The organism is Agrobacterium sp. 5Ca39, from assembly GCF_055382365.1.
The window spans coordinates 1,283,515-1,294,838 of record NZ_AP026437.1; the positions used below are offsets into that span (position 1 = coordinate 1,283,515).

9 protein-coding genes are annotated in these 11,324 nt (G+C 60.3%); 4 read left to right on the forward strand and 5 right to left on the reverse strand.

Annotated features, from left to right (window positions below; translation table 11 throughout):
* Positions 1-56: 56 nt before the first annotated feature.
* The 4 genes from ACZ47E_RS19605 to ACZ47E_RS19620 form a co-directional block, all read right to left on the reverse strand.
* Positions 57-1,130, reverse strand: a complete 1,074-nt coding sequence (locus ACZ47E_RS19605) for an ABC transporter ATP-binding protein (RefSeq protein ID WP_006700547.1) — start codon at positions 1,128-1,130, stop codon at positions 57-59.
* Between the two features lie 7 nt (positions 1,131-1,137).
* Positions 1,138-2,649: an arabinosylfuranosidase ArfA gene (gene arfA, locus ACZ47E_RS19610; RefSeq protein WP_004444926.1), complete on the reverse strand. Its 1,512-nt coding sequence runs from the start codon at positions 2,647-2,649 to the stop codon at positions 1,138-1,140.
* A 122-nt stretch (positions 2,650-2,771) separates the two neighbouring features.
* Positions 2,772-3,701 carry an ArsR/SmtB family transcription factor gene (locus ACZ47E_RS19615; protein WP_004444928.1) on the reverse strand — a complete coding sequence of 310 codons (930 nt, stop codon included), beginning with the start codon at positions 3,699-3,701 and terminating at the stop codon, positions 2,772-2,774.
* Between the two features lie 181 nt (positions 3,702-3,882).
* Positions 3,883-5,175 (reverse strand): ABC transporter substrate-binding protein, encoded by a 1,293-nt coding sequence (locus ACZ47E_RS19620; protein ID WP_022562627.1) that lies wholly within the window; start codon positions 5,173-5,175, stop codon positions 3,883-3,885.
* A gap of 112 nt (positions 5,176-5,287) precedes the next feature.
* Between ACZ47E_RS19620 and ACZ47E_RS19625 the strand changes: the two genes are divergently transcribed.
* Genes ACZ47E_RS19625 through ACZ47E_RS19640 form a run of 4 tightly spaced genes read left to right on the forward strand, consistent with a single transcriptional unit; the run spans position 5,288 to position 10,020 of the window.
* Entirely contained in the window at positions 5,288-6,352 is a 1,065-nt protein-coding gene (locus ACZ47E_RS19625) for a LacI family DNA-binding transcriptional regulator (RefSeq protein WP_278067551.1), read from the forward strand.
* Positions 6,345-8,222, forward strand: coding sequence for a DUF2264 domain-containing protein (locus ACZ47E_RS19630; protein WP_064263377.1), 1,878 nt, complete (start codon positions 6,345-6,347; stop codon positions 8,220-8,222). The genes ACZ47E_RS19625 and ACZ47E_RS19630 overlap by 8 nt, the downstream gene beginning before the upstream one ends.
* Positions 8,219-9,235, forward strand: a complete 1,017-nt coding sequence (locus ACZ47E_RS19635; protein ID WP_278067552.1) for a hydroxyacid dehydrogenase — start codon at positions 8,219-8,221, stop codon at positions 9,233-9,235. Before ACZ47E_RS19630 ends, ACZ47E_RS19635 begins: the two co-directional genes overlap by 4 nt.
* Complete coding sequence (locus ACZ47E_RS19640; RefSeq protein WP_278067553.1) at positions 9,232-10,020, forward strand: sugar phosphate isomerase/epimerase family protein; 789 nt, start codon at positions 9,232-9,234, stop codon at positions 10,018-10,020. The genes ACZ47E_RS19635 and ACZ47E_RS19640 overlap by 4 nt, the downstream gene beginning before the upstream one ends.
* A 161-nt stretch (positions 10,021-10,181) precedes the next feature.
* On the opposite strand, the gene ACZ47E_RS19645 is transcribed toward ACZ47E_RS19640, so the two are convergent.
* Positions 10,182-11,255 (reverse strand): ABC transporter ATP-binding protein, encoded by a 1,074-nt coding sequence (locus tag ACZ47E_RS19645; RefSeq protein WP_004444934.1) that lies wholly within the window; start codon positions 11,253-11,255, stop codon positions 10,182-10,184.
* Positions 11,256-11,324: the final 69 nt, after the last annotated feature.

Consider the following 11,324-nt stretch of genomic DNA (forward strand, 5'->3'; position numbering starts at 1 on the left):
CTTTGAAAACACCCCATCGGGGATGGTCTGCTGCATCGACAGGCGCCTCCTCGCGCCTATCGCAACCTTCTGCCGTCGCTGTCGAAAACCATGATGTGGTCGGGCGCGGCGGTGAGCGAAACCGGACGGCCATCCAGGCTCTCGCGCGAGCCCTGGCGCTGCACGATGATTTCCCTGCCGGCCCCGGTGCGGGTATAGAGGTAGGAGACGTCGCCCAGCTCTTCCGCGACCTCGACGACGACCGGCAAGGCACCGTCCTGTGTTATGATCAGATGCTCGGGCCGGATCCCGATCTCGACACGCTGCCCGGCGGAGACGGGTTGCGAGAGCCGCGCCTCGATATGTCCATGCCCGCCATCGGGCGAAAGCGTCACGACGCCTTCGTGCTGTCCGACGACGTCCGCCTGCAGGAAGTTCATCGCCGGTGAGCCGATGAAGCCCGCGACGAACCGGTTATCAGGATCGTCATAGAGGGTGAGCGGTGCACCCGCCTGCTGCACGACGCCGCCCTTCAACACGAAGATCTTGTCCGCGAGCGTCATGGCCTCCACCTGATCATGGGTGACATAGATCATTGTGGCACCCAGCTTGCGGTGAAGCCGGGTCAGCTCCAGCCGCATCTGCACGCGCAACTCCGCATCGAGGTTCGAAAGCGGCTCATCGAACAGGAAGACCTTCGGCTGTCGAACGATGGCGCGGCCGATGGCGACGCGCTGGCGCTGTCCTCCGGAAAGCTGCGACGGCTTTTTCTGCAGATGATCTTCCAGCTGCAGAATGCGGGCCGCCTCGCCCACCCTCTCATTCACCTCCGCCTTCGGCCGGCGGGCAAGACGCAGGCTGAACGCCATGTTCTCGAACACCGTCAGATGCGGATAGAGGGCGTAGTTCTGGAAAACCATCGCAACGCCGCGATCCGCCGGCTCGACGGCCGTAACATCACGGTCGTCGATGGCTATGCGTCCGCCGCTGGTCTCTTCAAGACCGGCAATCATCCGCAGCAGCGTGGATTTGCCGCAGCCGGAAGGCCCGACGAAGACCGCGAAGCTGCCGGTCGGGATGTCCATCGAGACATCCCGGATCGCCGCGAAGGAGCCGAAGGACTTGGCGATATTGTTGAGACGGACACCCATGGCCGCCTCACTGAACCTTCACGCGCAGCACATGATAAGACAGCGCCGGCACGGACCCCTTCAGCGCTCCGTCTTCGACGCCGACACCGCTGCCCGGCACCGGCACGACACGATCCGGCTGATCCGGGCCATTACCGACACGCAGATCATATCCCGCCATGGCCAGATGCAGATCGAGCGTGGCCGACGAGAAACCGGTGAGGCTGACATCGAGGTCGGCGGCCTCGGTCAAGTGCCGGTTCAACACGAACAATGTCACCATGCCTTCCGCCTCGTCATAGACACCGGCGACATCGAGATATTTGACGTCATCGGCCGCATTGCAGTCATAGGTCGGACAATCAACGGCGACATTCAGCGCGACGCCACGGCCATAAAGCGAAGCGAACTGGTATGGATAATAGATCGTCTGACGCCATGCCGGGCCGTTCTTCTCGGCACGGATGGGGGCGATGACATTGACGAGCTGCGCGATGCAGGCGATGCGCACCCGATCCGAACGGCGGATGAACTCGTTGAGCAGACCCGCCACGAACAGCGCGTCCTCGAAATTGTATGTCTCTTCGAGAAGTGCGGGCGCTTCCGGCCAGTCCCAGCTCTTGATGCGTTTGCCGTCTTCTTCGCGGATGTGATACCAGACGTTCCATTCGTCGAAGCAGATGGAGACGTCGTTCTTGGCGCGCTTCTTCGCCTTCACATAATCGATGACGCCCGCAATCGTCTGGATGTAGCGTCCGGTTTCCTCGATCTTGCCGAAATAATTCAGCGTGTCGCGGCTGTTGTTGCCGAAATATTTGTGCAGCGAGATGTGATCCACATTTTCATAGCACTCCTCCAGCACTTCCCGCTCCCATTCGGGATAAGTGGGCATGCCGTCATTGGAGCTGCCGCAGACAATTGCTTCTATTGTCGGGTCGAAACCCTTGAAGGCCTTGGCGGTTTCGTTGGCGAGACGCCCGTACTCCACCGCCGTTTTGTGACCGATCTGCCAGGGACCGTCCATTTCGTTGCCAAGGCACCACATTTTCACGCCATGCGGTTTTTCGGCGCCATGGCTGCGGCGCAGATCGCTGAGCGTCGTACCGCCGGGGAAGTTGACGTATTCGAGGAAGTTGCGGGCGTCGTCCAGACCACGGGAGCCAAGATTGACGGCGAGCATCATCTCGATGCCGGCCATCTGCGCCCAGTCGGCGAATTCATTGATGCCGATCTGGTTGGTTTCCTTGGAGCGCCAGGCGAGATCGAGACGGATGGGACGCTGGTCGCGCGGCCCAATGCCGTCTTCCCAGCGATAGGCCGAAACGAAGTTGCCGCCCGGATAACGGATGGCCGGGATCTTCAGGTCCTGCACGAATTTCAGAACGTCCTTGCGAAAGCCGTTTTCATCCGCCTGAGGATGGCCCGGCTCGTAGATGCCGCCGTATATGGCGCGCCCCATATGTTCGATGAAGGCGGAATAAAGACGATCGTCGATACGCCCAATCCGGAAGTCCCGGTGGACTGAAACCCGCGCTTTCATAAGGCTCTCCTCCCATGCGCATTTATATCGTGAAATGTGGTATAAACCACATTTGATAATATAGTTGCCGAGGGAATCCGCGCCTGTCAACCGCGAAAATCATACTTATTAAATTTGCTGGATCAGGCAGCCGTTCGCAGGCGCAGAACGATGTCCTGGTCGTAATTTCCGAACCCGCGGCCAAATATGTTCAGCCCGCCCGGATGTTTCGCATCCGCCTTGACCTCGATGCGCAGACGGATGGAACGGTGGCTGGTCAGATCGATATCCGCGAGCGTCACATCCGAAATCCGGGTGCCATCCACAAAGGTTCCCTGGGCGGTAATCCGCCATGTTTTCAGCATACCGTATTGCGAACCGGACAGCTTCCACCAGTCCGGCGTGAACGTTCCCCGCTTGTCTCCGAAATCGCCGGGCGACGTCCAGACGCCGATTTCCCTGCCGTTGACGGACAGGGTGATGTCCGACGGCCAGTTGCTGTGGGTTCCGGGAACCTCGGAACTGACCTCCATGGAAAACTCGACTTCCTCGACCTCCCGCCCCTGAATCTTGGCGTTATTGGGGAACTGATACTCGACGAAACCCGATGTCAGCCATAACAAGGCCGTCTTCATGCGGTCCGGATCCATGAACGTATCGGGCACATCCAGAAGCCCGATAATGCCCTCCGGCGAGCAGATGCCACAGGGCGCCGTCACCGAACTTTGCGTGTAAAGACCGAGAGGCATCGCCACGGCAATATAGTTTGAGGTCGCCGGGGTTTCGGGTTTCCGGAAGGAAACGATGAGTTCGTCGCAGGTGGCAAAGCAGATTTTCTGGCTGCCCTTGCGCGCTTTGCGCGTCTCGGTGCGCAGCAGTCCCGCCTCCTCAAGAACCGCCACCCCTGCGGACACGGTGGACTGCGGCAGATCCAGTCTCTGGGCGATTTCATTCACATTGAGACCGCTCGCCTCGTGCAAGAGCTTCAATATCTGCACGCGGATCAGCGATGCGGCCGCTTTCAGCACATCGAATTCTTTTTCAGCATCAACGAGAAGGAAATTGGGCGCCATATTCTAATCTTCAGATTTATCGATCCAGATCAGAATTTCTGGCTTAATTGCCATGCACTTGTCCAGTGCTGTTTGCCGTGCAGGCGCTTCCAAAAGGCGGAAAGCGGGATTCACCGCCATCGCTTCATGAAAAAGACATCACCACGCGGCTGCGAGACCGCGCGGCGATGCCCTTTCGTCGTCAGCCGCGCTTGCGCAGGGTCCGCGTGCCGGTGTCGACGAGATTTTGCGCTGCTTCATCCACGGTGGCGCGGCCGAAGGCAAGCGAATCGGCGATGGGGCGCATCACGCCGCGGTCGAACTCATTGGCGCCGATCGGGGCAGGCTCCGGATAGGGATCGAGCTTGCCCGACAGGCTCTCAATGTAATCCACCGTCTTGCGCTCGGTCTCGTTGAGCGTCGGCAACAATGCCTCGCGCACAACCTTGGCGGGCGGCACGCCGCGCTCGACGCCGAGTACCTTGCCTGCTTCCAGATCGTTGACGAAGAAGTTGATGAATTTCGCCGCCGCTTCCGCGTTGGTCGAAGTGGACGAAATGGACCAGATGAGGCCCGGCCGATAATAATGCCCGGTCGGCTTGCCCGGCCCCTCACCCGGCAGCATGCCGATGGACAGCGTTTGCTTGTTGAGTTTCTGGTAACCGACAAGCTGGTTGGAATAGGCAAAACCAATGGCCGAATTGCCAAGCGTCAGCGCGTTGGATTCGATGGTATTGTCGTCACGCGTCTGGATATCGGCGGAAACGCAAAGCTTGTTCTCGCGCAGGTCCTCCCAATAGGCGAACCATTCCTTGGCATCTTCCTTGTTGAAGCCGATGGTGCCGTCCTGAAACAGAAGCTTGCCGCGCTGGCGCAGCCAGACATCGAAGACATAATGATAACGCGCGCCATAGGGTACGGCCCAATAGTTGCGCTTCGCCGGGCCGTTCTTCTTGAAATCGCGCGCCAGTTCAGCAAGCGCCTTCCAGGTGATCTGATCCTGTGGAACGGAAACACCCGCTTCTTTCAGCGTGTCGGCGTCATACATCATGCAGAAGGAATTGAGCCCGAGGCCGACGCCGTAAAGCTTGCCGTCGATACGGCAGAGATCGATCTCACTTTTGCCGAAGGTGGAAAGATCAAGCGACTTGCCGACGAACTGATCCAGCTCCATGCAGGCGCCTCGACCCGAATAATCGGCGATGGTGGAAGGTTCAAGCTGGAAGATATCGGCGACGTTTCGCCCCGCCATCGATGTCGCAAGCTTGGTCCAGTAATCGGAACCGGCGATCATTTCACCGCTGATCTCGGTCTGCGGATTGGCCTTCTGGTAAAGGGCGATCACATCGTTGGTGCGCTTGCTGCGATCGGCAGATCCCCACCACACGCAACGAAGCCGGGTTTCAGCCGCAGCCGCGCGAAAACCGCCCGCCGCAGCACCCAGGCTCGCCAGCGCCGCCGTCACCAAAAACCCGCGTCTATCAATCATTTGCATCTGCTCCTCCCGCGTTTTGCAAATTTTTCTGATATCACTTAAATTCTTGCAAATTTTCTTTGTTTGCAATATTTGCATCATAATAGATTTTTTTGCAAGCGCAGGAGCCGATATGAACGATACGCCCGACATCAGCCGTCCGCGCCAGTCGGATATCGCCCAGCGCGCCGGGGTTTCCATCAGCACAGTCTCGCGTGTTCTCGCAGGGGAAAAAGGAATCAGCGCGTCGATCCAGACCAAGGTTCTGGGAGTTGCGGCGGAGCTCGGTTACCCCTTGCGACCGGCAACCAATCAGGCGGCGGGTGTGCAGCTAGAAGGCAAGACAATCCTCGCGCTCATGTCCGCGGAAAGGGCGACGGGCGATATTGGCGCCTTTTACCACGATATTTTCGATGTGCTGCGCAGCCTCGCCCAGACGGACGGTTTCGAACTCGACATCAGGCTATTGCACCAGAAGCACATCGACGATTCCCTGATCCAGCGGGTCTGTGAGGTGGACGGCCTCCTGGCCATCGGGCTCGATCCCGAGGAGGAGATCATCCACCGCATCACGCAGGGCGTACTGCAACCTGTTCTTGTCAACAGTGCTGACCCCTCCATGATGCTCGATTGCGTTTCGCCGTCCAATTTTTACGGCGGCGCGCTGGCGGCCCGGCGGCTTCTGGAACTCGGCCATCGCAAGGTCGCCTATATTGGTCCGCATCATCGCCACACCATCAGGGAGCGCATGCGCGGCTTCCGCCATACGATCCTTGAGGAGAAAGGAACGACCTATGAGGAGTTCCTGCTTTCGACGGCAGATAGCGGCTTCGGGCAGGCGGGCGACGCGGTTCGCCAGCTGCTGGCCAAAAACCCTGAACTGACAGGCATTTTCTGTATGAATGACGCAATTGCCCTTGGCGCACTCGGGGCAGCGCAGGAGCTGGGCCTCGGCGTTCCCGACGATCTTTCCATCATCGGTTTCGATGACCTGCCCTTTGCCGAACTTTCCACCCCACGTCTCAGCACGATCCGGGTCGATCGCCGCGAAATTGCGCGCGAAGCGGTTGACCTGCTGCGGCGGCGCCTGACCGAGCCTTCAGCCAATGCCCGTCAGGTGCAACTTGGCGTGCAGCTGGTGGAAGGACAGACAGCCGGCAAGGCGAAAAAGACGGGAAAGGCGACACGCGATGCATGACACCATGAGCAGACCCCATATGGCGCGATTTAATCCGCTGCACGGCAATCCGCTCAAAAGCCGCGCCGATGTCCGGCGGGCGCTGGATGATAGCTTTGCGCCGCTTCTTCCCTATTTCTCGCAGGGTGGCGCAAGGGTGACGCTCAGCGGAGCGGCCGCGCACTTCGACCGGGCCGCGGCCGATCTGGAAGGCTTTGCCCGACCGCTCTGGGGCATCGCACCGCTTGCGCTGAGTGGCGATCGTTTCGACCATTGGCCGCTTCTCGCCCGGGGCATAGCCAACGGCACCGATCCTTCCCATCCTGAATACTGGGGTGATGTCCGCCAGAAGGATCAGCGGCTGGTGGAGCTCGCTGCAATCGGTTTTGCACTGCGGCTTGCGCCGCAGCATCTGTGGGAACCACTGTCCGATACACAGAAAGACAATGTGCGCCGCTATTTGCTGACCGCCCGTGAGCGCGGTTACGCCGATAATAACTGGAAGTTCTTTCGCATCATGGTCGACATGGCGCTGGATCATCTCGGTATCGAATTCGATCGCAGCCTGACCGAAACCTTCCAGAAGGAGCTCGACGATTTCTATATATCCGACGGCTGGTATCGCGACGGCAACTATCGCCGCATCGATCACTACATTGCCTTCGCCATGCATTTCTACGGGCTGATTTACGCGAAACTCAGCAAGCCTGATGACGCCTATGCCGAGCGTTACCGGCAGCGCGCACGGCTTTTCGCTGGCGATTTTGCCAGCTGGTTCGATGAGGATGGCGGAACCCTGGCTTTCGGCCGCTCCATGACCTACCGTTTTGCCTGTGGCGGTTTCTGGGCGGGCCTTGCCTTTGCCGACGAGGAGGCGCTGCCCTGGGGCGAGATCAAGGGCCTTTATCTGCAGCATCTGCGCTGGTGGGCCAAAAAGCCGATTGCCGATCGCGATGGCGCGCTCTCCATCGGCTACGCCTATCCGCAGCTCACCATGTCGGAAAGTTATAATTCGGCAGGTTCGCCCTATTGGGCTTTCAAGGCTTTCCTGCCGCTTGCCCTGCCGGAAAGTCATCCCTTCTGGCAGGCGGAGGAAAGGCTGCCCGAACCGTCCGCAAGCCCTAAGCCGCTTGTTCATCCCGGCATGGTGATGATGCGGACGAAAGGCAACGTCACGGCGCTCTCCAGCGGCCAGGAAAATCTCTCCATGCGCGGCGGGCCGGAAAAATACGCAAAATTCGCCTATTCCTCCCGCTACGGCTTCGGCGTGGAAGTGGACGAGCGTGGCTTCAAGACCAACGGTTTCGACAATATGCTGGCCTTTTCCGAGGACGGACTGCATTACCGCGTGCGCGAGACCAACGAGAAGGTTCTGCTGGCGGGAGCAAGCCTGCGGGCGACATGGAAGCCGTTTGCCGATGTCGCCGTTGAAACCACGCTGGTTGCGGCTGGCGACTGGCATATCAGACTGCACCGGATCACCTCTGCCCGTTCCCTTTGGGTTACGGAAGGTGGTTTTGCGATCAACCGCAACGATGGCGACCGCGACGCCGTGAGCGAAGAGGCCGGACGGGCGACGACGGATTGTGGCACTGACATATCGGCAATCATCGATCTCGGTTCGAACATAGACCGGCACGGCGTGGCGCTGAAGGCACTGCCCAATACAAATCTCATCAACGCCAAGACCACCGTGCCGCAATTGCGCGGCCAGATCGCCGCCGGCGAGAGCGTTCTGGTTTGCGCGGTCTTTGCCGGAGTGAGCGGCCCGGAAGGCGAGAAAGCAATGGCTTCGGTTCCAGCCATTCCCGACCTGGAGGCGCTTGATCGCCTCTTCGCGAGAGAGGGCGTGCCGGTCAGCAGCATGGCGGCCAGGGGAGAGCCGCAATGACGAGCCCGATTCCGCGTCTCAGCATAGCCATGGACCCGGAACGGACCGAGCATGTGCTGACATCGCAGGCGCTCGACAGGTTGTCAGAGAGGGTCGAGATTCTCGACACAGGCACAATCCGCGATTTCCACGATCCCGCGGTGAAAGAGCAGCTGGCGAAGACGGATATCCTCCTGACCGGCTGGGGCTGTCCGGATATCGGCGCGCAGGAACTGGCGCTGATGCCCTGCCTCAGGCTCATCTCCCATGCTGCCGGCACGGTAAAATATTTCCTGTCGCAAGCGGTGTTCGATCGGGGCGTTACGGTGTGCAGCGCCGCAGAGGCGAATGCGCAGCCGGTCGCAGAATTTTCTCTGGCGATGATCCTGCTGGCCGGCAAGCGGACCTTCGGCTTCAGGCGTCTTTATCTGGAGCATCGCGACCGAGCCCCGGTCGAGCGATTGCAGGCGCAGGCCATCGGCAATCTCGGCCTCACGGTCGGCATCGTCGGCGCGTCACGCATCGGACGTCGCGTCATTGGTCTATTGCAGCCCTTCGATCTCAATCTCATGCTTTTCGACCCGCTTCTCGGTGCTGCGGAAGCGGAAAAGCTCGGCGTCCGTCTTGCCTCGCTCGAAGAGCTGATGGCGGCGAGCGATGTCATTTCCCTGCATGCGCCCTCCCTGCCGCAGACGCGGCACATGATTGGCGCGGCAGCGCTTGCCCGCATGAAGGACGGCGCAACCCTGATCAACACGGCGCGCGGCGCACTTGTGGATGAAGACGCGCTTCTGGCCGAACTGAAAACCGGACGCATCGAAGCCGTCATCGACGTGACCGATCCCGAAGTGCCGCCGCCGGACTCACCCTTTTACAGCCTGCCGAACGTCTTCCTGACGCCGCATATTGCCGGCGCCACCGGTCTCGAACGGGCGAGGCTCGGCGACATGGCGATTGCCGAAATCGAACGCTTCTGCTGCGCGGTGCCTTTGCAGCAGCAGGTGCGGCCCGAACATCTGGACCTGATCGCGTGAGACCTTTCGAACCCGGCCTGTGCTCCGTCACCTTCCGCTCCCTGACGCCACAGGTCGTGATAGAGCTTGCGGCCAGCAATGGCATCAGGGCAATCGAATGGGGTGCGGATGTCCATGTCCCGCCGGGCGACCTCGAAAATGCGCGGCAGGTTGCTGCGCGGACGGCAGAAGCGGGCCTCTCCGTCTCGTCCTACGGTTCCTATATCTTCGCGCCGGATTTCACACCTGACGATGTGACCAGTGTGCTCGAAACCACAAGGGCGCTCGGCACACAGCATATCCGTATCTGGCCGGGGCAACGCAAACGTCCATCCGCCGATTACACACCCGCGGAACGCCGCGCGGCAACGGAAGCGCTGGCGACAATTGCTCACCGAGCGGAAGACTACGGCATGACGATCGGCCTCGAATATCACCCGAATTCGCTGACCGACGCCCTCCCCTCCGCCCAGCAGCTGGCGCAGGATTTGCCGATGCCCAACCTGTTCTTCTACTGGCAGCCCGCCCCGGGCCTGCCGCTGGAAGAGGCACTCGCGGAAATATCCGCGCTCGGCCCACGCATCTGCCATCTGCATGTTTTCGCCTGGCTCGCCGACGCCAGCCGCCTGCCGCTTGCCAACCGCGCAGACTACTGGCGGGCGTGCATCAAGGCTTTGCCTGAGAGCGAATGGACGAGACCCGCCTATGCGATGCTGGAATTCGTCAGGGGTGATGACATCGGCCAGTTTGCGGCAGACGCGCTGACACTAGGCAAGATACTCGCTGGCCGCCGAGTGGCCGATTAGCGCACCGATTAACCTCACACGCGACGTCACCCCCGGCCCGGCGCCGGGAACCTGATCATGTGGAACAAAGACGTCGCAAATCCTCGGGACAAGCCCGAGGATGAGGAACGCAAAGCTTGGTGGACTTTGTTAGCCCTAGTGGGCCAGCTCGCCACCCGTTCTCATATCCGCCGTCCATCCGCCCCGAACAGATGCGTCTTGCCCAGATCGAAGGCAAAGGGAATCGTTTCTCCGATGCGGATCTGGCGTTGGCCATCGAGAAGCACGGTCGCTGGCTGGCCGTCGGGGGTGCTGGTGTAAACCACCGTCGAGCCACCGAGATGTTCCACAAGCTGGATGGAAGCTTCACCGAGAGAGGATTGCGCCTGCGGGTTCACATGTTCCGGGCGCACACCGAAGGTGAGCGGTTCCCCCTGCTGAGCAGTGACCGGTTTTTCAAGCACGATGCGCTGTCCCGCCACTTCGATAGTGCGGTTGGAGGTGTCGCCTGAAGCCACTTTTGCGGAGAGGAAATTCATCTTCGGTGAGCCGATGAACCCCGCAACGAACTGGTTTGCGGGATTGTTGTAAAGATCGAGCGGGCGGCCGACCTGCATGATGCGGCCGTCGCGCAGCACGACGATCTTGTCAGCCATGGTCATGGCTTCCACCTGGTCATGCGTCACATAGATCATGGTGCTGCCGAGCGTCTGGTGCAGCTTGGCAATTTCGACGCGCATCTGCACGCGCAGTTCCGCATCGAGGTTGGAAAGCGGTTCGTCGAAGAGGAAGATTTTCGGCTCGCGCACGATGGCGCGGCCGATGGCGACACGCTGGCGCTGGCCGCCGGAAAGCGCCTTCGGCTTGCGCTGCAACAGCGGGCCGATCTGCAGGATATCGGCGGCCTTCTGCACCCGCGCCTCGACTTCCGGTTTTTTGTAGCCAGCGGTTTCCAGCCCGAAGGCGAGGTTCTTGTAGACGCTCATATGCGGATAGAGCGCGTAGGACTGGAAGACCATGGCGATGCCGCGCTTGGAGGCAGCGGTTTCGTTGACCCTCTCACCGTCGATACGCAGATCGCCTTCGGAGATTTCCTCAAGCCCGGCGATCATGCGCAGAAGCGTGGATTTGCCACAGCCCGAAGGGCCGACGAAGACGGTGAATTCGCCCGGCTCGATCTTGAGATCGATGCCGTGGATGACCGGAAAAGCGCCGAACCGCTTGACGATTTTTTCGAGCGTAATGCTGCTTGCCATGCTGTTTCTCCCGACTGTCGCGCCGCATGCGGGACGGCTGCGACAGTGTTGATTGTCTTAGAATACGTT